General features: G+C 49.2%; 25 protein-coding genes. 15 read left to right on the top strand and 10 right to left on the bottom strand.

Features of this window, described 5'->3' with window-relative positions; genetic code table 11:
* Positions 1–97: 97 nt before the first annotated feature.
* The 8 genes from rpsK (at position 98) to prfA (ending at position 5,395) form a co-directional block, all read left to right on the top strand.
* Entirely contained in the window at positions 98–493 is a 396-nt protein-coding gene (gene rpsK, locus H6F76_RS19260; protein WP_106256517.1) for a 30S ribosomal protein S11, read from the top strand.
* A gap of 161 nt (positions 494–654) precedes the next feature.
* The gene (locus H6F76_RS19265) at positions 655–1,602 is read left to right on the top strand and encodes a DNA-directed RNA polymerase subunit alpha (protein WP_190448261.1); all 948 of its coding nucleotides are present in this window, start codon (positions 655–657) and stop codon (positions 1,600–1,602) included.
* 80 nt (positions 1,603–1,682) lie between these two features.
* Entirely contained in the window at positions 1,683–2,033 is a 351-nt protein-coding gene (gene rplQ / locus H6F76_RS19270) for a 50S ribosomal protein L17 (protein WP_190448259.1), read from the top strand.
* Positions 2,034–2,037: 4 nt separating this feature from the next.
* On the top strand, positions 2,038–2,886 hold the full coding sequence (gene truA / locus H6F76_RS19275; RefSeq protein ID WP_190510708.1) for a tRNA pseudouridine(38-40) synthase TruA: 849 nt from the start codon (positions 2,038–2,040) through the stop codon (positions 2,884–2,886).
* A 60-nt stretch (positions 2,887–2,946) separates the two neighbouring features.
* A complete protein-coding gene (gene rplM / locus H6F76_RS19280) occupies positions 2,947–3,402 on the top strand; it encodes a 50S ribosomal protein L13 (RefSeq protein ID WP_190448255.1) in 456 nt (151 codons plus the stop codon).
* On the top strand, positions 3,402–3,812 hold the full coding sequence (gene rpsI, locus H6F76_RS19285) for a 30S ribosomal protein S9 (protein ID WP_190448253.1): 411 nt from the start codon (positions 3,402–3,404) through the stop codon (positions 3,810–3,812). The genes rplM and rpsI overlap by 1 nt, the downstream gene beginning before the upstream one ends.
* Positions 3,813–3,910: 98 nt before the next feature.
* Complete coding sequence (rpmE, locus tag H6F76_RS19290) at positions 3,911–4,165, top strand: 50S ribosomal protein L31 (protein ID WP_190510709.1); 255 nt, start codon at positions 3,911–3,913, stop codon at positions 4,163–4,165.
* Positions 4,166–4,282: 117 nt separating this feature from the next.
* Positions 4,283–5,395 (top strand): peptide chain release factor 1, encoded by a 1,113-nt coding sequence (gene prfA / locus H6F76_RS19295; protein WP_190448249.1) that lies wholly within the window; start codon positions 4,283–4,285, stop codon positions 5,393–5,395.
* 18 nt (positions 5,396–5,413) lie between these two features.
* Here prfA and H6F76_RS19300 read toward each other — a convergent pair whose 3' ends face one another.
* The 9 genes from H6F76_RS19300 to H6F76_RS19340 form a co-directional block, all read right to left on the bottom strand.
* Entirely contained in the window at positions 5,414–6,493 is a 1,080-nt protein-coding gene (locus tag H6F76_RS19300; protein ID WP_190510711.1) for an ABC transporter ATP-binding protein, read from the bottom strand.
* A gap of 64 nt (positions 6,494–6,557) precedes the next feature.
* Entirely contained in the window at positions 6,558–7,448 is an 891-nt protein-coding gene (locus H6F76_RS19305; protein WP_190448245.1) for a carbohydrate ABC transporter permease, read from the bottom strand.
* A gap of 197 nt (positions 7,449–7,645) precedes the next feature.
* Positions 7,646–8,557 carry a sugar ABC transporter permease gene (locus tag H6F76_RS19310; protein ID WP_190510713.1) on the bottom strand — a complete coding sequence of 304 codons (912 nt, stop codon included), beginning with the start codon at positions 8,555–8,557 and terminating at the stop codon, positions 7,646–7,648.
* A gap of 143 nt (positions 8,558–8,700) precedes the next feature.
* Positions 8,701–10,029, bottom strand: coding sequence for an ABC transporter substrate-binding protein (locus tag H6F76_RS19315; RefSeq protein WP_190510715.1), 1,329 nt, complete (start codon positions 10,027–10,029; stop codon positions 8,701–8,703).
* 623 nt (positions 10,030–10,652) lie between these two features.
* Positions 10,653–12,323 carry an iron uptake porin gene (locus H6F76_RS19320; protein ID WP_190510717.1) on the bottom strand — a complete coding sequence of 557 codons (1,671 nt, stop codon included), beginning with the start codon at positions 12,321–12,323 and terminating at the stop codon, positions 10,653–10,655.
* Positions 12,324–13,229: 906 nt separating this feature from the next.
* Positions 13,230–14,051, bottom strand: a complete 822-nt coding sequence (locus H6F76_RS19325; RefSeq protein WP_190510719.1) for an A24 family peptidase — start codon at positions 14,049–14,051, stop codon at positions 13,230–13,232.
* A gap of 214 nt (positions 14,052–14,265) precedes the next feature.
* On the bottom strand, positions 14,266–14,493 hold the full coding sequence (locus H6F76_RS19330; RefSeq protein ID WP_219904056.1) for a hypothetical protein: 228 nt from the start codon (positions 14,491–14,493) through the stop codon (positions 14,266–14,268).
* A 229-nt stretch (positions 14,494–14,722) separates the two neighbouring features.
* A complete protein-coding gene (leuB, locus tag H6F76_RS19335; RefSeq protein WP_190510721.1) occupies positions 14,723–15,811 on the bottom strand; it encodes a 3-isopropylmalate dehydrogenase in 1,089 nt (362 codons plus the stop codon).
* Positions 15,812–15,959: 148 nt separating this feature from the next.
* A complete protein-coding gene (locus H6F76_RS19340) occupies positions 15,960–16,187 on the bottom strand; it encodes a hypothetical protein (RefSeq protein WP_190448231.1) in 228 nt (75 codons plus the stop codon).
* Between the two features lie 362 nt (positions 16,188–16,549).
* Here H6F76_RS19340 and H6F76_RS19345 point away from each other — a divergent pair, with 362 nt between their 5' ends.
* The 4 genes from H6F76_RS19345 (at position 16,550) to msrB (ending at position 19,906) form a co-directional block, all read left to right on the top strand.
* Entirely contained in the window at positions 16,550–17,686 is a 1,137-nt protein-coding gene (locus tag H6F76_RS19345; RefSeq protein WP_199322217.1) for a two-component regulator propeller domain-containing protein, read from the top strand.
* A 177-nt stretch (positions 17,687–17,863) separates the two neighbouring features.
* Entirely contained in the window at positions 17,864–18,643 is a 780-nt protein-coding gene (gene panB / locus H6F76_RS19350) for a 3-methyl-2-oxobutanoate hydroxymethyltransferase (protein ID WP_190510723.1), read from the top strand.
* An 86-nt stretch (positions 18,644–18,729) separates the two neighbouring features.
* Entirely contained in the window at positions 18,730–19,287 is a 558-nt protein-coding gene (locus tag H6F76_RS19355; protein WP_190510725.1) for a Uma2 family endonuclease, read from the top strand.
* Positions 19,288–19,396: 109 nt separating this feature from the next.
* Positions 19,397–19,906, top strand: a complete 510-nt coding sequence (gene msrB, locus H6F76_RS19360; RefSeq protein WP_190510748.1) for a peptide-methionine (R)-S-oxide reductase MsrB — start codon at positions 19,397–19,399, stop codon at positions 19,904–19,906.
* A 416-nt stretch (positions 19,907–20,322) separates the two neighbouring features.
* On the opposite strand, the gene H6F76_RS19365 is transcribed toward msrB, so the two are convergent.
* Positions 20,323–21,027, bottom strand: coding sequence for a hypothetical protein (locus H6F76_RS19365; protein WP_190510727.1), 705 nt, complete (start codon positions 21,025–21,027; stop codon positions 20,323–20,325).
* A 250-nt stretch (positions 21,028–21,277) separates the two neighbouring features.
* On the opposite strand from H6F76_RS19365, the gene H6F76_RS19370 reads away from it, so the two are divergent.
* The 3 genes from H6F76_RS19370 (at position 21,278) to H6F76_RS19380 (ending at position 22,353) form a co-directional block, all read left to right on the top strand.
* The gene (locus H6F76_RS19370; RefSeq protein ID WP_190510729.1) at positions 21,278–21,490 is read left to right on the top strand and encodes a DUF2945 domain-containing protein; all 213 of its coding nucleotides are present in this window, start codon (positions 21,278–21,280) and stop codon (positions 21,488–21,490) included.
* A 97-nt stretch (positions 21,491–21,587) separates the two neighbouring features.
* Positions 21,588–21,971 (top strand): hypothetical protein, encoded by a 384-nt coding sequence (locus H6F76_RS19375; RefSeq protein ID WP_190510730.1) that lies wholly within the window; start codon positions 21,588–21,590, stop codon positions 21,969–21,971.
* Between the two features lie 166 nt (positions 21,972–22,137).
* Positions 22,138–22,353, top strand: a complete 216-nt coding sequence (locus tag H6F76_RS19380) for a hypothetical protein (protein WP_190448219.1) — start codon at positions 22,138–22,140, stop codon at positions 22,351–22,353.
* Positions 22,354–22,599 lie beyond the last annotated feature (246 nt).

The following is a 22,599-nucleotide window of genomic DNA, read 5'->3' on the forward strand; positions in this document are numbered from 1 at the left end:
CTTCGCTTACTAGCAATAGGCTTGTGCTTTTAGTTAACGCTACAGCTACTTGTACATTTTTAGTCAAACACGTTACACACAAAATTAGAGAACTGACATGGCGCGACAACCAGCTCGAAAAACCGGAGCACGTAAGCAGAAGAAGAATGTACCGAGTGGCGTAGCCTACATTCAATCCACGTTTAACAACACGATCGTGACGATCTCAGATACCAACGGAGAGGTTATCTCTTGGGCGTCTGCTGGCTCTAGTGGCTTTAAGGGTGCTAAAAAAGGTACTCCCTTTGCGGCACAAACAGCGGCAGAAAGTGCCGCTCGACGTGCCGCCGATCAAGGTATGCGTCAACTTGAAGTAATGGTTAGTGGTCCTGGCGCAGGTAGGGAGACAGCAATCCGTGCACTTCAAGGCTCTGGATTAGAGATTACCCTCATTCGAGATGTAACACCAATTCCACATAATGGTTGCCGCCCTCCAAAACGCCGCCGAGTCTAGATAGACTTGCTTTCGTCATGTTGGTTTAGATATGTGTGAGGTTGTGAGCTTAGAGCATTACTCTCCATAGCGACTTCGTTATTCACTATCACATTGTTCGTACGTTCAGAGTTGAGTCAGTAAGGCGTTTGCCTTTCACTAAGAAGCGGGGAGGTTGCTACATGGCACAGTTTCAGGTCGAATGCGTTGAATCCAAAACAGAACGGGATCAAAGCCAGAATAGCCGCTTTGTCATTGAGCCGTTGGAGCGCGGACAGGGTATCACGTTAGGCAATGCTCTCAGGCGTGTTTTGCTATCAAATCTAGAGGGCGCAGCTGTCACTGCTGTACGCATTGCCGGTGTAAATCACGAGTTTGCTACTATTCCGGGAGTGCGCGAAGACGTTCTCGATATTCTGCTGAACATGAAGAAGGTTGTGCTTAAGAGCCATTCTTCTCAGCCACAAATTGGGCGTTTGCTAGCGCAGGGTCCCGCAACTGTCACAGTAGATCAGTTTGACTTGCCGTCTGAAGTAGAACTCGTTGACCCGAATCAGTATGTCGCTACATTGTCGGCAGGTTCCACTCTAGAGATGGAGTTTCGGATCGAGCGAGGGAAGGGCTACCGTACGGTTGAAAGAGGTCGAGATGAGACAGCCGCTTTAGACTTTCTGCAAATTGATTCACTCTTTATGCCAGTTCGCAAAGTGAATTACATTGTCGAAGATGCAAGAGCTGGCGGTTTGATCGAGCGCGATCGCCTAATCATGGAAATTTGGACGAACGGTAGCCTGACACCACAGGAAGCGTTAAGCCAAGCAGCAAACATCTTGGTTGATTTGTTTAACCCTCTTAAAGAAATCACTTTTGAGCCATCAGACGAAGAAGATGGGGATGAAGAAAATCCGGCTAATCAAATCCCGATTGAAGAACTTCAGCTTTCGGTACGTGCTTACAACTGTCTGAAGCGCGCTCAGATTAACTCAGTGGCAGACTTGCTGGACTACAGTCAAGAAGATTTGCTAGAAATCAAAAACTTTGGTCAGAAGTCTGCTGAAGAAGTAGTTGAAGCCTTACAGCAACGCTTAGGCATCACCCTACCGCAGGAAAAGTCTTCCAAATCTAGCTAGCATTCCGATTTTGCTTGCTAACGACTACTTGTTACTGACAAGCAATAGATTAACAACTACTCAATTTAACGTGAAGTCTTATGCGTCACCGCTGTCGTGTTCCTCTACTTAGTAAACCTGCTGATCAACGTCGTGCTTTGCTACGCTCGTTGACGACAGAATTAATTCGTAATGGTCGCATTAAAACGACCAAAACCCGCGCTCGTGCTGTACGTTCTGAGGCAGACCGTATGATTACGTTAGCTAAGGACGGTTCTCTGGCAGCACGTCGGCAAGCGATAGGTTACCTGTTTGATAAGCAGTTAGTCCATGCCTTGTTTGAGCAAGCAGCGTCTCGCTATGGCGATCGTCAAGGCGGCTACACTCGCATTATCCGTACTGTTCATCGTCGCGGCGATAATGCCGAGATGGCAATCATTGAGTTGACCTGATTTCATGCTGTCTTCTGCTTCTCCACTGACACAGCGAGTTGCCCTGGTAATCCAATACCTGGGTACTCGTTTTCATGGATGGCAGCGGCAACCCAAGCATCGAACGGTGCAGGAAGAAATCGAAACAACCTTAGAAGCAGTACTGGGATTCCCTGTTCGCATTTATGCGGCTGGCAGAACTGATTCTGGCGTTCATGCCGCTGCACAGGTTGCCCATTTTGATGCACCTGCACATATCCCAGCTCACCGTTGGGCAGCTATTCTTAATGCTCGGCTGCCAGACGACGTTTTAATTCGTGCCTCGGCGATCGTAGATTCTACTTGGCATGCTAGGTTTTCAGCGATTTGGCGACGTTATCGCTACACGCTTTATACTGATCCTCGCCCTAACTTATTTGTTCGTCCTTTTGCGTGGCACTATTACTACGAACCGTTGGATGAGTCGCTCATTCGGGCTGCATTATTGCCACTTATTGGACGACATCATCTGGCAGCTTTTCATCGTGCTGGGTCAGATCGTCCTCACTCCTGGGTTGATGTTCAGGCAGCAGAGTGTAAACGTGATGGGGCGCTGGTTTATATTGAAGTGCAGGCAAGCGGCTTTCTCTACGGCATGATGCGTCTGTTAGTAGGAATGTTAGTACAGGTTGGGCGTGGCGTACGATCGCCTGGCAACTTTACTGAGGTCTGGAAACAGGAGCACCGAGACCAGGTAAAGTATGCCGCGCCAGCACAAGGGCTTTGCTTACTGCGGGTTGGCTATGCAGAGTTTCCCTTCCCCCCTGAGGTCTGGTATGACACTCAGCCAGCGCTATCCTTAGCGGCATTTCCTGAGCGATCGCTGGTCATCTAAGACCTTAACCCTGTTTGCCGCCCGTCATGCCCATTCACATTTCAAGCACACGAGACTACTATGACTAAGACTTACCTTCCACCTATCGATTCCATTGAGCGCAATTGGTACATTGTTGACGCAGCGGATCAGCGACTTGGTCGCCTGGCTAGCGAAATTGCGACTGTATTACGCGGCAAAAACAAGCCAACATTTACGCCTCATATGGATACAGGCGATTTTGTCATTGTGATCAACGCTGAGAAAGTTGATGTGACTGGCAGGAAACGCAGCCAGAAACTGTACCGTCGTCACTCTGGTCGTCCTGGCGGGATGAAGACTGAAACCTTCGCAAAACTTCAGGCACGGATACCGGAGCGTATTATTGAGCAAGCCGTTAAAGGAATGCTGCCTAAGACTACTTTGGGACGGCAGCTTTTCACAAAGCTTAAAGTCTACGCAGGTGCCGACCATCCGCATCAGGCTCAAATGCCTCAAGTTCTAGCAATTCAGACTATTCCAGGAGAACAACACTAATGCAAGCTATTGACCAAGGACGAGTCGTTTATTTAGGAACGGGTCGCCGTAAAACAGCAGTAGCTCGGGTACGTTTAGTGCCTGGGACTGGTCAGTTAACTATCAATGGCAAGCCTGGTGATTTGTATCTCCAGTTCAATGCCGATTACTTAGCGGCTACCAAAGCACCCTTGGAAACGTTGGGGCTAGAAGGTGAATACGATATTTTAGTCAACGCTCATGGGGGCGGTTTGACTGGGCAAGCTGATGCAATGCGTCTGGGCGTTGCGCGAGCACTCTGTCAACTCGACCCTGACAATCGTAAGCCATTGAAAATTGAAGGCTATCTGACCCGTGATCCCCGTGCTAAAGAGCGCAAGAAGTACGGGTTACGCAAAGCGCGTAAAGCACCTCAATTCTCGAAGCGGTAGAAAACTGCTGGCATTCAGGTATCAACTACTGCTTTTAATAAGGTTAGAGGTTGAGCGCTAAGATTGATTAATGAGATGGAGACGTTGGAGAGTTAATAATGCCTAAGCCTGATATTCATCCCAAGTGGTATCCCGATGCAAAGGTTTTTTGCAATGGTGAAGTGGTTATGACCATTGGTTCCACCAAGCCTGAACTGCACGTTGATGTGTGGTCTGGCAATCACCCCTTTTACACGGGTACGCAAAAGATTATTGATACCGAAGGTCGGGTTGATCGCTTCTTACGTAAGTACGGCATGTTAGAGGGTGAAGAGGGAGCAGACGTACAGCCTCAGAAGAAGAAGAGACGGTAGAGCGGCTGGTTTTTAGATGAGACATACACGCTTGAGCGTTAAAACGTTCAGGCGTGTATCTGTGATCTCAAAATTTAAGTCGATATTTTACTCTATTGTTTTCGAGAGTTTTGTCCTATGGCTGAAGCATATCTACTAGATAAGCTGCGATCGGTTGAGCAAACATTTGATGAGTTGACTCGTCGCTTGGCAGACCCAGATGTAGCAAAAGATCCTGGTGAATTTCAGCGGGTGGCAAAGAGCCGATCGTCACTCGAAGAAGTCGTCAATACGTTTGCTGATTGGAAAACAACTCAACAATCGCTTGCCGAAGCAAAGCAAATAGTGAAGGAGTCAGGTGGCGATTTAGAACTGCATGAAATGGCAGCCGCAGAAGCTGACGAACTTGAAGCCAAAACTGCTGAACTAGAAAAACGCCTGAAGATTTTGCTGCTGCCAAGCGATCCAAATGATGACAAGAACATCATGTTGGAAATTCGTGCTGGAACAGGTGGCGACGAGGCAAGTATCTGGGCGGGAGATCTGGTGCGGATGTATTCGCGCTATGCCGAAACTCAAAACTGGCGAGTGAAACTGGTTAGTGAGTCGTTAGCTGATATGGGGGGCTGCAAGGAAGCCATTCTAGAGATTCAGGGCGATCGTGTTTATAGCAAGCTTAAGTTTGAGGCAGGCGTTCATCGGGTGCAGCGCGTACCTCTGACAGAAGCCTCTGGTCGTGTGCATACGTCTACGGCAACGGTGGCAATTATGCCAGAGGTGGATGAGGTAGAGATTCACATCGACCCCAAAGACATTGAACTAACCACAGCGCGATCGGGCGGTGCTGGTGGACAGAACGTTAACAAGGTGGAAACTGCTGTTGACTTGATGCACAAGCCGACCGGAATTCGCATTTTTTGCACAGAAGAACGCTCGCAGCTCCAGAACCGCGAGCGAGCCATGCAAATTCTGCGGGCAAAACTCTACGAATTAAAACTGCGTGAACAGCAAGAAGCGGTAACATCCATGCGGCGATCGCAGGTGGGTACTGGTTCTCGTTCCGAAAAGATTCGCACCTACAACTACAAAGACAATCGCATCACCGATCACCGCTTGGGGCAAAACTTTTCGTTAGCACCCATTTTGCAAGGTGATATTGAGGAAGTGATTCAAACTTGCATTTCCCAGGATCAACAAGAGCGGCTGGAGGCTTTGGCTGCTGAAACAAACGGACAACCATCACTGGTTTAACTAGCAACGGGTTAATGCTTACGCTCGCCGTACCAGTGAATCGCCTGATTGCACGTCAAACCAGTGGGTTTCGTTGGGTGGAATGGTGAAAGCGAGTTCTCGGTTAGACCAATGCTCTGGTGGCAGCAGCGTTCGCAGGATAATGGGATCACCCTGAGCGTTGGCTACTTTAATGCTGACCAGATTGTGCATCCCCAAGTTTTCGACAAGAAAGACTCCTCCTTTAACCGTGGCGGCAGCCTCGGTTTCAGCAAGCTGAAGGTGTTCCGGGCGAAGACCCAGCACGATCTGGGGTGGCACCGTTGGCAAATCGGGCAGTCGAATTTTAAAGTCTCCTAGCAAGGCGTAGTTGCCCTGGCAGGGAAGCGTAAGCAGATTCATTTGCGGGCTGCCGACAAAACCAGCGACAAACTGATTGGCTGGACGATCGTAAATCCGCTCTGGTGCATCTAACTGTTGCAGATAGCCATTGTTAAGTACGGCAACCCGCGTTGAGAGCGTCATGGCTTCTGTTTGGTCATGGGTGACATAAACCACAGGCGCTTTCTGCACCGAGAAAATCTGCTTCAGGTCAGCGCGGACATGTTCTCGCAGCAAGGCATCCAGGTTGCTAAGGGGTTCATCTAGCAAAAAGACATCCGATCGCCGCACTAAAGCACGTCCTACAGCGACTCGTTGCCGTTGACCACCCGAAAGCTGCCCCGGTTTGCGCTGCATCAGGTCATCCAATCCCAGAATCCCAGATACTTCGGTAATGCGCTTTTCGATTTCATCCGTCGGTACTTTCTTGAGTTTTAACCCAGCACGAAGGTTTTCGCGCACGTTCAAATGCGGGTAAAGCGCGTAGCTCTGAAACACCATTGCGATGTTGCGATCGCCCGGTCGTTTAAAGGTGACATCGCGATCGCCAATCAGCACTTGTCCTCGCGTCGGCTGCTCCAAACCAGCAATCATGCGTAAGATCGTTGATTTGCCACAGCCGGAGGGTCCCAGTAGACTCAGCACCTCTCCGTCTTCAACAGCCAGACTAATGTCTTTAACTGGAATCACTTTAGGGGTGAATGTTTTGTTGAGATTTTTAAGTTCGAGTCGAGACATGGGAGGGAAGTATAAAGGATAGAAAATGTAGCTTGCTTCTACGAAGTAGTAGGCTAAAAAGCTTTTAGCCTTTTACGGCTCCAGCGGTTAAGCCCTGCACAATCTGGCGTTGGAAGAAGAGGACGAGGATGACAAGGGGAATGGTGCCGATAACAGTCGCTGCTGCGATCGGGCCGTAAGGAATTTCAAAGACGGATGAGCCACCAATTTGGGCGGAGGCAACTGGAATGGTTTTCATGCTTTCTTCGGTGAGGAAGGTAAGAGCAAAAATGTATTCGTTCCAGGCAAAGATGAAGGTGAGAATGCCCGTTGTGACGAGGGCTGGTAAGGTCAACGGCATGACGATTTGAATCAACATTTGCCAGATGGAATAGCCATCTACTTTGGCAGCGTCTTCTAGATCTTTGGGTAACTGCTCAAAAAAGCTCTGCATGACCAGAATGGTCAGAGGTAGGTTAATTGCTGTGTATGGAATGATTAGCGCCAGGTAGTTGTTACCTAGATGGAAAAACTGCACGATTTCGAGTAATCCTTGAAGCAGCAAAATGCCAGGAAACAGGGTGATGAGTAAAACGGCTGCTTGAACGACTTTTCTGCCTAAAGGACGCAAACGGGCAAGTGCATAAGCGGCTGGAGAACCAATCGCCAAACACGCAATCGTCGAAATTAAAGACACGATCGCGCTGTTTAAGATGTAGCGCATAAACGGGCGACGGCTAAACAATTCAATGTAGTGATTGAGCGTCAGCCGAGTGGGGAAATAGACATTGGGCACTGCCGAAATATCTTCATTGACCTTAAAGGACGTTAGCACCTGCCAAAGCATAGGAGCCAAACAAAAGATAGCGATCGCAACCACTGCTAGCCAAAACAAGATTTTGCCTAGAGAAACGGACTGCCGCTTAGGAGGAGCAGGAGTATTAATTGATCGGTTGGAATCCAGTGCCGTTGCCATTTTTAAGAGTTGTTAGTGGTTAGTTTTTGGTTGTTAGACAAAGAGAGAGATGGTTGTAGTTATTAGTTGTTGGTTGTTAGACCGGAGAAAGCTAATAGTTTTGGTGGTTAGGCGGGAAAAAGTAGTTAGGTTTAATTTTTTAACTTCATATTTACTTCCTATTGCTCTAACAACCAAAAACTAACAACCAAAACTTTCTATGCCACTGTTCTTGATCGCGATCGTTGGATTAAGATACTGCCAATAATCACTGCAATTACAAGTAGCAAAAACGTGATGACGATGAGAGCGGATGCGTAACCAAAATCGAGATACCGCATCGCATTGGAGTAAATATAGAGCGATACTACTTCTGTTGAACCACCGGGACCGCCGCCCGTCATTACTTGAATGAGGTCGAAAATGCCAAACGCCTGGGCGAAGCGAAACAGCATGGCGATGATAATTTGCGGCAACAGCAGTGGCACCGTAATCTGCCAAAAACTTTGCCACGGCGTTGCCCCCTCCAACGAGTAGGCTTCATACAAATCGCCGGGAATGGATTGTAGTCCCGCCAGCAGCAGCAGACTGATAAAGGGTGTTGTCTTCCAAACGTCTGCGAAGATGACGGCGATCGTCGCCGTGAGCGGCTCACCCAACCAGTTAATACCCGTGGTAATCAGCCCTAAATTCCGCAAAATGTCATTGGCAATGCCGTACTGATCGTTAAAAATCCACGTCCAGCCCAGGCCAATCAGCGCTGTAGGCAACGCCCAGGGAATGATTGCCACTGTGCGAAGAATGTTACGACCACGAAACGGCTGATTCAGCACCAGCGCAATGCCCATGCCTAAGATTAGTTCCAGCAGAACCGAGATAGCGGTAAACCGGGTGGTCACGCCCAACGTTTGCCAAAAATGCCCGTCGCCGATAATGCGTGCATAGTTACTAAAACCCGCAAAGACTGGCTTTAGCTCCGTTCCCAGGTTTTGAGCAAACAGCCCCAACCAGATTGATCGCGCGATTGGGTAGGCAAACACTAACAAAAGCACCGCGATCGACGGCAGGAGTAAGTACAACCCGACGCGCTGTTCCCGTGACTGAATTGTTTTGCCGTTTGTCGCTTGCATGGGTGAAGGAAAGGCTAAAGGATGAAAGGCGGAGAGAAGGAGGCAGGGGACAGAGGTGGCAGGAGAAGCAGGGGAAGAAACTTCAAACTAACAACTAACAACCTTTCTGGTATGCCCGTAGGGCTTTACAGCTAACAACTGTTTCAACTCTTCTTCCCAGCTTCTAACAAGCGTCGTGTTTCACCAGCGGCGGCTTTCATGGCTTGTTCTGGCGGTTGTTGATTGGTCAGAGCTGCGCTGAGGTAGCGTTGGAGAATGTCGGATGCTTGCGCGTATTGGGCGATCGACGGACGCAGAACCGCTTGATCCACGACTTTGAGCAGTTGGGGATAGTGACTGTATTTGGCAACAATCTCTGGATCGTTAAATAGGACGCGGCGGCTAGGGACGTAGCCTGACTCTAGAATGTATGCTTTTTGAGGCGCTTGGCTGGTGAGAAATTTCACTGCCTTCAAGGCTTCTTTGGGATGTCGAGTGGTTTTGGCAATGCCAACCCCCCAGCCACCTAAGCAAGACCCGCCAACTGGTTGACCAGACGCTGGCACCATCGGCATAATACCTACCTTGCCTTTGATGCGCGAGTCCTCTTTGTTGACTAACTCCCACGCATAGGGCCAGTTACGCAGAAAAACAGCATCACCCGCTTGAAAGATGCGTCGCGTATCTTCTTCAACGTAGGTTGTCACACCAGGGGGTGAAACGCCTTGGGCGATTGTCTGCCGCAAAAATTCAGCCGCGCGTACAGCTTCGGGGCGATCAAGACCCACATCCAACGATTGCGGATCGATCCAGAAGCCACCATAGCCTTTCAGCACTTCCACAAACATGGTGATCAGCCCCTCATACTGGCGACCCTGCCAGAGGTAGCCCCAACGGGCTGCTTTCTTATCTTGCAGCGTCTTCGAGATGCTTATGAGATCATCGAGCGTTTTAGGAGGCTGTAATCCGGCATTCTCAATCAGGTCTTTGCGGTAGTAGAGGACACCGGCATCCGATCGCACCGGCATCCGATAAAGCCGCTTTTCGTAGCGTCCACTTTCCACAGCTTGTGGCGAAAACCCAGCGAGATCTTGCTGCGAAACTTCATCAGTGAGATCTAATAACCAGCCCGCTGCCGCAAATTTGGGCGTCCAGACCACATCCATATTGATGAGATCGTAGGGAGAGTTGCCCAACAGAAACGAGGTGGTGTAAAGGTCTTCGTTGATGTTCGCCGAGTTGGGACCTTCATCCAGTTGAATGCGAATGCCCGGATTCTCCGCTTCAAATGCTTTAACCAACACTCTGTAGGGCGGAATGTCGGGAGCCAACATTAGCAGCCGCAGCGTGACTGGCTGCTGTGACAACACAACCGGAACGGCAACCAGCAAGGCACTCAGCACCGTTAAGGCAATCCAGCCACCGATGCGAAAGCGTCGCGATTGGTGCCAACGTTGAGTGAAAAACTGTCTGAGTGATCGTACAAGGTTCATTGGAAAAGCCCAAGCTAAGACTGTAATACCATCAAAATCGTTTCAGTTTTGCAGTCATTTAATCATTTAGGAGCCTGAACCCAGTTACAAAGTTTTTTGCAAAAAGTTTTAACAAATACCCATCTTTGAATCTTAGGAACCCAGTAGTTAAACTATGCCTAGGCTCGAATTTATCAAGCGCTTAGTCTTAAAACTCACATTTTAATGAGCTTATGAAGTTCTTAGTTTCAGGTTACAAATGATCGCAGATTACAGGGTCTATCCAAAGAATTATTTAAGTGAGTACTCTATTAATTTTGTTAAAGATACCTGCAAATAGATTAAAGGATAGCTCTTGACGTATGTTTAGGCTTACCAAAAAACAAATTTTTGCAGGTTTCGGCAATTACTTACTGATAGATAGCAGTGCCTGAATAAGCAAAGTATAAGCAATTTAGAAAGCATGCAGGCGCTAATAGATAACGTTTTCAAGTAAGAACCGCTATATGTCATCCCCTGAAGCTATCGCGATCGTGTCCGTCGAAGAACCTTAACCTCAGGCTTATTTCAATCAAGTTACAAACCGTATTGAAATAAGCCTGAGAGCTGCAAATAAACCAAAGCTAATTGAAGCAACAAACGCTTTAGAAATAGAAAACAGTTCGCAACACGCCAATAAAGATATCGTCATTGCGAATGTCATGATTGGGTGCTGTTAGCCAGATTACACCGGGGGTGATAGCAATATTGTCGCTGATACGGAAGCGATAAAAGCCTTCCACATGAAGCGATGTATTGCGATCGGCTTGTCCACCATTCACGTTATTAGTCAGGCTAGTTAACTTTGGCTCCATCCCCACCAAAATGCCGCCCAAGTCACCTTTTCTACCCAAATCGGGAAACGCAAGCCCAATCATCCAGTTCCAGACATCACCATCGCCCTTGCCAACGTAGCGCTGTTGAGAGTAACCGACCCAACCAGCGAGAGCTAAGTTGGGGCTAAAGTTGATGTTGCCTGACAAGCCAAAAGCGTTAGTGCTTACAGCGGTACCAAAGTTACTGTTTGCCAAATTACTACCAGTCGCGCCCAAGCTAGAGGAGATATCCGGTTGCACCTTACTAGGAAACGGACTGTAGGCATTGACGTAGGTAAACCCAATCCGGCTAGATGGACTTAAGTTAACAATAAGCTGTGCCAGGGCACCATATTGACCATTGAATAAGCCATTTTTAACACTGGGATCGTTCGCATTCGGCACCAGATAGCCCAGATTTAATTCCAATGTGTCGTTAAAGAGATGACGGAGACCAAAGCCCGTACCGCCAGAGTAGTTGTAAATCGAGTTACGCAGACCAAACAGCGAAACGGCACCCCCATCAAAGTAAGGATTTAACTGCTGTGAGGCATCGATATCAACAAAGCCATTACCTGCGCCTGCAAGATAGATATTGGTGCGAGGACCGATCGGAAAGCGGTAGCGCAACAACCCAATACCCACTGAGCCACGACTATCGCCGTCAAATTCAACACGTCCTTCATTAGTGCGCAAGGCACCGAGACCAATACCTGTAACTGTGGTGCCCCCAAGAGGAGTAACATTGTTTGCTTGAAACCGAGTCGTGAGCTGATCCCTACCGCTAAAGCTCGTTTCTAGATTCAGTCGCACTCTGTAACCGAAAGTAGGAATGCGATCGGCTTCTGTGCCATCGGCACGATCGCCACCTAAAACACTGACGATGCCAAAGACGTTTTCACCCGTCAGCTTAGTAGTGGTAGAAAACTGCTGCCGTTCTAGTGTGGCAGTCTGCGCCTCTAGTGCCCCTACCTGCCCCCGAAGTGTAGCTAGTTCGGCAGCAAATTCTTCTTGCAAGCGTTGAAGCACTATTAAATCTTCTTTTTTCACCAGATCAGCAGTGCCAGCAGCAATCAATTCATTGATGCGATCCATGCAAGCATTTAATCCAGCCGCAAATTCGTAGCGAGTTAGCGCCCGGTTGCCACGAAACGTGCGATCCGGATAACCCACAATACAGCCGTAGCGCTCTACTAGCGACTGTAAGGCTTGAAAAGCCCATTCCGTTGGTTGAACATCCGACAATTGTGAAACCGAGGTCACTTGTAACATAGGTTCGTCATCGGTACTGTCTTGTATAGCAACGCTATCTGCCATTTGCTGACTTAACAGGCGAGGAGATGGGTCTGCTGCTTGACGATCCATCGTCCGAGTGGGAACCGCGCTCGCCGACTGGAATCCAAAATGGGAAACTATTAAAACGGTTGAACTTAGTAATAAGTTATGAAGCAAATAATTCATTGTTTAAACTCCTCAAACAACAACTTTGATGCATGAAGCAAAACTTCATGCACCACCTTTAAAGTCAGTAAATTATGTTGATTTAGCCCTTACTTTCATTAGCAAGGCAAAGCTTGCACTAAATGAAAACATTTAGTAGCGGGAACAGACACAACAGCTTGCCTATCCAAAGATAGCGATCGCGGCAAAGTCCTTAAATTAACAATCTCCACGCAGATATGAAGCTATTCGAGCCAGAAGTGTATGTCACCAAGAACAACCAATGCAGATTTGTTTCTTTACAATTCAAGCTTTGATTGCATCTGGATAAATCTGACTCAAACCTTGATTTGTCAAGGTTTTTCGCGGGATTAACTCTAACTTACTGCGGTAGAAAGATAGCTCACATCTTTCTCGAGAAGGACATTAAAGTTTTAGTTAGAAAGCTTTACACGTTTAAACCGTTGATAGTAATACTGTAAATTGATTTAAGTCTCAGCGTATTAACTGAGATTGTATTGCCAAACACGTTGCTTAGATTTCAAGAGAAATTTTTAGAGGTAAATAGCAGTGGAGAATGCTAACAAAAAACATAATTCCGTGTAAAAAGATGTTGTATGAGGACACTGGTATCTTGACGATCGTTTCCAATGTGCAACAGCAATTCGCAGCGTTGAATTATTTCCGTTGTGCCTTTCAATCTGCCAGTTCCATACCTTTATTGATTTTGATGAAGCAGCAGAGCCATCAAGTATAGCCAGCTGAGGCTCTCCAGCTACACTTTGGCTGAGACCACCACCACAATTGCCGAGCTGGTGCTAATTAAGTACCGCTATCTAAGCAAAGCCAGAAGCCTCACCGGGGTATAAGTTTTAAGTTTGGCAGCCTGCTCCCTTGCTTCCCCAGACTCCCTTGTTAAAAATGCCTTTATGCCAGTGGAAAGAACACCTGAAAATAGGTGGACAAAATAGCATCACCCAGAAACACCACGATCGCTGCACCCAGTGCTAGATAGGGACCAAATGGTACGGCTTGGCGACGATCGATCCAACCTAGTGCGATCGCGCCCCCACCTGCAAAGGCACCGATCGCACAGGCAAGAAAGCCTGCCAGCAGGAGATATTTCCAACCTAACCATGCGCCCATCATGGCAGCGAGTTTGGCATCGCCCGCGCCCATGGCGGCTTGTCCTAAAGCGATGGAACCAGCGATCGCAATTAGCTCTAGCAACCACAGACCAACAACAGCACCCAAAACGCCATGCATCAGTTGTGTAAGGGCATCGGACAGACTGGCACTGATGGAAAAACCAAGGAGTGCTTGAAAGACTAACCCGAGCGCCAAGCCCGATTGTGTCAACGGATTCGGCAGGGTCATTGTATCCAGGTCGATGAGCGACAGTGATAGCAGCCAGCTCAAAAAAGCCCAGTAGCCGATCGTTTGCCACGACCAGCCAAACGTCCAGAAGGTAATGACAAACAAAAATCCCGCCATCCCTTCGACCAAAGGATAACGGGCAGAAATTGCATTTTTGCAGTGCCGACAGCGACCCCTCAGCAACAGCCAGCCAAATACTGGAACATTCTCACGCTTGCCTAGCCGATGCAAACACTTAGGGCAACGCGACGGCGGATAAGCTAGTGATATCCCTGCAGGCAACCGATACACCACTACATTCAAGAAGCTACCAACAGAGGCTCCCAGAATGAAAACGACGATTGTCGTAAACAAATCAAAGAAGAAATCCATGCAGAACAGGGGCTAGGGAACGCATCGCAACAAGCGACTTACAACACTTAAGTTACCCTGTTAGCACAGAAAAAGTGTGGTTGAGCCATACGAAGCAGCAACTCAAATCCCCGACTTCTAGCCCAGGTTGTCAGTGCCTCCACCAGTAAAGAAGTTGGGAATTTAGCACTACACGATCGTCCCTCTTTACCCGACTCCCGACTCCCTATTCCCCCTAATACATCTCCGACTCAATCTGACTAAATGGTACAAAGCATTCTTGGGGCAGCAAAACGGGCTTACCAGAAAAAATCAGCTTGCCCCGATGCGTAAAACGATTGATAGCAACCCCAAGCGGACGCTGAATCAAACCGGGATGCACTTCGTAGTAGGTCGTGTAAATGAGCCGCGCTGAGCGAATCAGAGCGGGGTCCAGTAACGCCGTAAAGTCCGAGTCATCCACCCTGCTTTGAGTCTGTCTTTGCGAAGCGTATACCACCGTTTTGCCCCTTTGTTTTTGCTGACTTTAGTATATCTGTACGTTCTCGACAAGGGTAGCTCTCAACACTTCGCTTGAAAGTGCGCTTGCTGGTCTGATGCCTGAAGCTGCCGAAACCTCGTAAAAGTATACTCAGGTTCAACGGTTTGGAGTTGCTCGCGCTAATTCTTGATAAAACTACATAAAACTAAAACTACATAGTATGAAGTGCCTGGATAAGCGCGTCGCCCATTGCTCGACAGCCAAGCAACGTCATACCGTCCGACATAATATCGCCTGTGCGCTTGCCCTGATCCAGTACTGTTAGCACTGCCTGCTCAAGGCGATCGGCGGCTGTCGGTTGATGCAAGCCATAGCGCAACATCATTGCTGCGCTCAAAATCTGTGCCAGCGGATTCGCCTTATCCTGCCCAGCAATATCGGGGGCAGAACCATGGACTGGCTCAAAGACACCAGGACCCGATGCACCCAAACTGGCAGACGGCAGCATCCCGATGCTTCCAGTCAGCATTGCCGCTGCGTCAGAGAGGATATCGCCAAAGAGATTGCTGGTGACAATCGTGTCGAACTGCTTGGGATAACGCACAAGTTGCATGGCGGCATTATCCACGTACATATGTGAAAGCTCGACATCAGGGTATTCTGCGGCAAGGGCAGTGATGCGATCGCGCCATAGTTGCGACACTTCCAGCACATTTGCCTTATCCACTGAGCAAAGCTTCTTACCGCGCTTCTGGGCTGTCTCAAAGCCAACGCGACCAATGCGATCGATTTCCGACTCGGTGTACGCCATCGTATTGACGCCGCGCTTCTCACCTGTTTCGGTAGCAAAAATGCCTTTGGGTTGCCCAAAGTAAACGCCACCCGTTAGTTCCCGCACGACCAGGATATCTACCCCTTCCACGATTTCGCGCTTCAAGCTAGAGGCATCAACCAACTGAGGCAGAATTTTGGCAGGACGCAAATTGGCGAAGAGTCCTAACCCAGCACGCAACCCCAACAAACCTGTTTCAGGACGTAGATGACGAGGCAGTGAATCCCATTTATAGCCACCGATCGCCGCTAGCAAAACCGCGTCACTGTTTTTGCACAGCTCTAGTGTCTCGGCGGGAAGTGGTTCACCTTTGGCATCGATCGCCGCTCCACCCATCAGCGCTTCTTGAAAGGCAAACGTTAGATCCAGTTGCTTACCAATCACCTGCAACACGTCAACGGCAACTGCCATAATTTCGGGACCAATGCCATCGCCAGAAAGAAGCGTGATGCGGTAATGCTGAGTCATAGTGCGCTGTGAATTCAAATGCTAGTTTTTGTTGCTGCCGCGTTGCCGTGCCGCAACAAAGCAGCTGCAACGAGCGTGTTACAGGGTCACTATCATACCGCGAGAGGGGCTACCGGAAGGCAGACATCTGGTGAGCGGTGGCTAAGTTTTAAGGGTTTTTGCCTGACTCTTGCTGATCGATCGCCCGTTCGGTACGAGCATTTGGATTCGTCTTGGGTTTCCAAACAGTGAATGAATTCGTCATCCAGTTGTCGAGCGCAACACGAGTGTTGAAGCTGGCGCTACGCATCGGTTGAGGCAGAAATTGATCACCAAAACCAATGAAGACGAGAGCCAAAATCAGAAAAAGGGGAATTGCCGCTTTGGAGTTAAACATGGCTGGGATAGGCAAGCGCTTTGTGAAGTGAGTAAGGTCATTATTCCCATCGTGTGATGAGGCGATCACACCCTAAATGAAGCTGATGCATACAGGGCTAGCCCTGTTGCAAAGCAGAGGCGATTGCAAATTGCAAAGTAGATGCTGTTGCAAAGAAAACTGTTGTGAACCAGCGATCGTGCGAGGCGGAAACGTGAAGCGATTGACCAATTGCACCCAGCAGTAAACCTTACTGCTTTGCCAAGTCTATCGTTCATTCAACAGAACTGACAGTATGATGGGGCGCAATGGTGGACTGGATCTGCGGTGATCGTGCCTCAGCTTCCAGACTGACTCGGTTCATTGTTGGCGGAGAGTGCGTTATGGCGTGTCATGCAGGATGGTTAGGGCGATCGATCGGTGTTGCTCTCATGCTTTTAACACTGCAAGAGGGTGGAGGGCGATCAACCACGGCTGTAAAGGCAGCAGACGTATCTAACAGCGATACTGCGCTGTCACAGCTATCACCGCAAACCCTCGCGCAGACAACGGGTGATCCAAATGCTGCCCCCCTTTACCCCCCTGCTGCGCCGCCGCCCACAGTAGCACCCTTACCCGAGCAGAGGCAGCAGCTAGAAGAGTCAATCAATGCTGATTACCGGGTCAGCGCCTTGCAGCCAGGTAGTAAAGGCGCATTATGGGTTGGTTCGTGGCAGGGGTTAGCGCAGATTAATCCCGAAAGTGGCAAAGTTCGGGCAAAGATCAGCCTGCCGAATCGAACAGTCGGTGCTTTAGCGCTCGATCGCGTGGGGCGGCTCTGGGTTGGCACGTATGAGGGTTTAGCTCGAATTGATCCCCGTACGGGTGCAGTCACAGCACAAAATTTCGCGCTCCCGTCTAATCGTGTGCTGTCGTTACTGATTGATAAACGCGGCTATCTTTGGGTCGGCACTGATAACGGCTTGGCACTGATCAGCCCTGATCAAGGCTTACTGATGACAACAGTAAAAGATTTGCCTGGAGTAAGCGCGAATGCTCTGAGTCTGGATACAGACGGCAACCTGTGGGTAGGGACATTAGATGGCTTAGTGCAGATCAATACCGCCAGCGCCGAAGTTATCAAGCGAGTCAGCAATCTACCCGGTACAACGGTGCAAACGCTGGCGCTTAGTAAATGGGGAACCCTCTGGATTGGTACACCTAACGGCTTACTAGAACTTGATAAAGCTGGGCAGCAAGTGCGATCGGTTACCCCGCTCCGTGGACGTAACGTCACAGCGCTTCAGTTCGATAAGGTCAACAGTTTGTGGGTTGGCACAACAACCGGGTTACTGCGAATTAACCCGTTTAACGGTGCGTCTGCGGGCGCGATCGCAAGACTGCCGTCCAGTCGTATCCTTTCGCTTTCCCCCGATACTGGCAACAAGCTTTGGGTTGGCACCAGCGAAGGGCTTGCTTGGGTCAGCATGACAACGTTCCGCACGGGGGCACACAATACGTTCAGTCGAAGCGGGCAATGAAGATACGGGTATGGGTTGCAGGGTGTAGGGTGGAGGAAGACGAGATGTTGTACCTTGCTCCCTAGCAAAGAGAATGTGAGGACAACCATTTAGCAGCAGGGCATTCAGTTACCTGTATCGCTCTTACTGCTTTCCTCCTCTGTAACCTCTTTCCTACACCTTCTCCATCGCCTCCCAATGCCAGTGACAACCCATCAACTGATCCAATGGAAACAGCAGGAACGCTCGATCGTGGCGTTGACCGCCTGGGATTATGCGATCGCCCATGTGTTAGACGCAGCAGGCGTTGATCTAATTTTAGTGGGCGATTCGCTGGCAATGGTGGCATTAGGGTATGACACGACGCTACCAGTAACGTTGGATGAGATTCTCCATCATGCTAAAGCAGTACGACGCGGCGTAAAACGGGCGCTGCTAGTGGCTGACCTACCCTTCATGAGCTATCAAGAAAGCGTGCAGCAGGCGCTACATTCAGCCGGACGTGCGTTGAAAGAGACGGGCGTGCAGGCAGTCAAGCTGGAAGGTGGCAACCCAGCGATCGTCGCAACAGTAGCTCAACTGGTGCAGGCTGGCATTCCCGTGATGGGTCATGTCGGGTTAACGCCGCAAGCAGTGCATCATCTGGGCTATCGCCAGCAAGGGCAATCGCCTGAAACCGCAGACCATATCTTGGCAGAGGCGATCGCGCTAGAGCAGGCTGGAGCATTTTCAATTATTTTGGAGCATATTCCCAGTGACCTTGCTCAACAAATCACGCAAAAACTGACGATCCCCACAATTGGCATTGGTGCAGGTCCACATTGCGATGGGCAAGTTTTAGTGACGGCTGATTTACTAGGTCTTTCGGTGCGTCAGCCACCCTTTGCGAAGTCTTACGTCAATCTGAGGGAAGTGATTACTCAGGCAGTACAAGACTATGACGCTGAAGTTCGAGAGGGAAAGTTTCCCTCAAAGTGAGGGATAGAAGCCTGGAGACTATGTTCTACCGCAGCCCCAAGTCGAATTAGTCTAGGATTGAAACAGCGACAGAGAGGAACGCGATCGTGACGCTTACTAAAGTACGCCTGTGGACCGTCGATGAATATCACCACATGACTGCTGTTGGTATCCTTGCCCCTGAAGAGCAGGTTGAATTGATTGAGGGACAAATTATCCCGATGGCAGCTAAAAATCCTCCTCATGCAGCAACCAACCTCTGTGCGGCTGATCACTTCAGACAAGCCCTCATAGGGCAAGCTTTGGTAAGGATTCAAGATCCCATTCGACTGGGTGAGTATTCTGAACCCGAACCAGATATTGCGATTGTCCGGCTAGATTCTCGAAAATATATTGATCACCACCCCGCTCCAACAGAAATCTTCTTGCTGATCGAAGTTGCAGACACAACGCTAGCATTTGATCGCGGACAGAAAGCAAACCTCTATGCGAAAGCGGGGATCGCGGATTACTGGATTCTGGACGTGAACGATCGCCAGGTCTATGTCTTGCGTGCACCAACGCCTGAAGGTTATCAGCAGGAAACGGTGTTTGGCTCGGATGCAGTACTGGCTCCACTTGCCTTTCCAGGGGTAGACGTTTCGCTCCAGCAGCTCTTTCCTTAGCGATCGCTTCTCTTAGCGATCGGTCTTCTTGTATGTGACAAACCCATCACAGCAAAACACATTATCAGCGTTTGAATCGGTTAGCCAGTCAGTAATAATCTGCGTCATGATGAAGAGACGAATGCTTTTAGAAGCCAGTGCCGCGATCGTTGGCGTAACCTGGCTATCACACTATCTATCTGGACGCTACCTATTGGGGAAATCGCAGAGCATGACAGCTACAAATCACGACTTCGAAATTAAAAAAACAGATGACGAGTGGCGGGAAATTCTTACACCAGAGCAATTTCGAGTTTTGCGTCAGCACGGTACCGAACGTGCTCGCACCAGCCCCCTCGATAAACAATACGACAAAGGCACCTATGCTTGTGCAGGCTGTGGTTTGCCCCTATTTGTCTCAGACACAAAGTTCGATAGTGGTACGGGTTGGCCCAGTTTCTTTAAGCCAATCGATGGCGCGATCGAAACAACCGTTGATAAATCACTGTTTATGACCCGCGTTGAAACTCATTGCAGTCGCTGTGGTGGGCATTTGGGTCATGTGTTTAATGATGGACCGGCACCCACTGGCCAACGCTACTGCATGAATGGCGTTTCACTTAAATTCATTCCAGGCTAGCGTGCTATTAATTTTTGAGAAGTTGAAACCCCTCTCAAATAACTGCTTATACCTCTGATGCGCCCTACCGTTTGGCAGGGCGCATCAGTTTGTTTTGGTAAATATGTTGTCAGTTCGCGATCGCGTTTGGACACATCAGAGGCACAGAGGCTTGCCAACCTAGTATATTCGTGCAGTCAGCATCTCTTTGAACTTAGCGCCTTTTGAGAGTAGGAAAAGGTACTGCGTTCGTTACTGAGATACCGACCCAGCAAGCCCTTTCCAGCCGTGACGAGCCTACCCCTTCAGAGTTATAGCAGTTGAAGAGAACGGTAGGACAAACATAAGCCTTGAAACGTCCTTTAAGCAAGGCTTCTATTTATCCCTCATCCTTGATCATTTTGCTATAAGTCAAATCAAGTTGAGCAACAGTCCTCCTACCGTCCTCCTACACCTGTAGTGCCACCAGTACCTGTAGCGCCACCAGTAGGCGTAACAGATGGAGCCGTTGATGCTCCTGGTATTAATGCTCCTGGTGTAGTTGTTGGACGCGTATTAGTCGGTGCCGTGGTTGAGCCAGGTCGTAGGCTACCTGGAGTGACACCTGGCGTGTTTAACGTGCTGCCCGGTGCATTCAAGGTGCCATTGGTCGAATTGTTCGGTGTAATGATCACGGTTGAGGGCGTTGTTGCACCACCAGTTGTTGCACCGCCAGTTGAAAGACCAGAAGGAACTGTTCCTGCTGGCGTTGTTACCGACGTGCCATAGGATGGCGTTACAACCCCATAGGAGCCAGTTGGAGCCGTGACGTTGCCACCCGATGTACCTGTGGGAGACACAGTTCCCGAGGGTGCAGAGATTGTGCCATTGTTAGTGCCATTGATGCCGCCCGATGGAGAGGCATTGCGATCGGGAACTATGTCAGATGGCGTTCTTGTATTACCCGGAGGTACGGTAGGAGTTACTCCCGTTGTAGGAGCCGCTGGCGTGACTCCCGTTGTAGGGCTTGCTGGAGTTACGCCTGTTGTAGGGCTTGCTGGAGTGACTGCCGTCTGAGCCAACACTTGTGAAGCAGGCAGTGCAGCCAAAGAAACTGCACCCACTGCACCTGCTAGATAAATCAAAGACGTTAATCGTTGCATCTGGGTTAGTCCTGCGTATGCTCTACACCTTTTAGACTAAAAGCGATCGCATTTAAAACCACCCATCTTTGGTCGTACCAAAACTGTAATCGCGCTCTATCTATGCATAGATGTCCGTGAAGCAATGTAGTCCTCAAGCCGTATTGACTTTCTTACTGCTAGTACTAAAAGCGCCACGTTAGATAGAGGTTCCGCACTACGATCATGCGTATCGTCAAGATTATGAAACAATTGCAGCAGGAGAATCTTAATGGCTGATTCGTTCAAAAAAGGCGATCGGGTTGAATGGAAAAGCGCTCAGGGAAACGTTAAAGGAGTTGTGAAACGCAAGCTAACAGAGCCAACGGACATTAAAGGGCATCATGTCGCTGCCTCAGATGACAACCCTGAATATCTAGTTGAGAGCGATCGTACTGGAAAAGAAGCTGCCCATAAGCCCGAAGCTCTTAAGCTGATCGAATAACGCTGCTTTCGCTGCCATCAACGATTCCGTTCTCAGCATGAACTACAATTTCTTGTTGACGACAACTCTCAGGTGAAACTCTCTGGCTGAGGTCTCAATGGAAATTGGAGCGCAGTTAAAACGGCAGCGAATTAAGCACATTGTTAGCAGTTACCAGCTAGATGGCGACGAAACAGAGATGTTCGATCATGCCTTAGAACTGTTGCTTGATTGCTATCCCCTACCTTTAATCGAGCTGGCTCTCGTCGAAACCTTAGTCGATAGCTGGCTCCAAATACCGCTACTACGCGGCTGCAAATTTCTTGACAAGGCGCATGAGCAGCTTCAAGCCTGGGAAAACCAGACCTTGCAACAAGACTCAGTGGCACCACCCTGCACTAGCGCCATCTCACCCGAGCAATTTCAGCAGATTACCGGTCTTGACCCTGCGCCTATCTATGGTGCTGACCAGCCAGTATCCCCGCCACCCATCCACTCCTGAGGCAGCAACTTTGGCATGTATGTAGCGCCATGTGATAGAAGTCACTCAAAGCACTTAAATTGATCACCAAACGCAGCAAGATTTATCACATTTAACCCGCCTGTCTGTCACCAGAACGCGAAGAAAAACGCTTGATACTAAGAACATCGCGTTCTGTAGAGCCATCATGGTTAAGATTCTTCCACTGCCCTGCGCTATTTCTGAACTGTTTGCCCAAGTCAGCGCCTCTGGCAAAATCACGATCGCTGATCGCTATGGCATTTTGGCAGTGTTGCTGTATGAACCTACTTGCGAAGAAGACCTCTACTGTATTGATCGCATCCTGTATGCCCTACGTAAAGGGCGGGTGCAGTTGACTCATGAGCTTTCGGCCCTTCCCTAGTCGGTAGCCCGTAGTAATGACTGTGCAGAAGGTGCTTACCAGGGGAAACGATCCATAACGGTTGAGCGCTAGAGATACAGTCTTTTGACGACCTTCTAACGATAATGAAATTACTGCGAATCGCTTAGTAGCTAACCTGAGTTCGGGATAAGAACTGGGACAAGAAAGGGGCAAACCCGATAGGCTGAAAATGCAAAATCTCATGCCTGGTTTGCCCTCATGCTTAGTCTAGAAGCACTTTTTTGC

Origin of the sequence: Leptolyngbya sp. FACHB-321 (genome assembly GCF_014695975.1) — a bacterium.
Classification (GTDB): Bacteria; Cyanobacteriota; Cyanobacteriia; order Leptolyngbyales; family Leptolyngbyaceae; genus Stenomitos.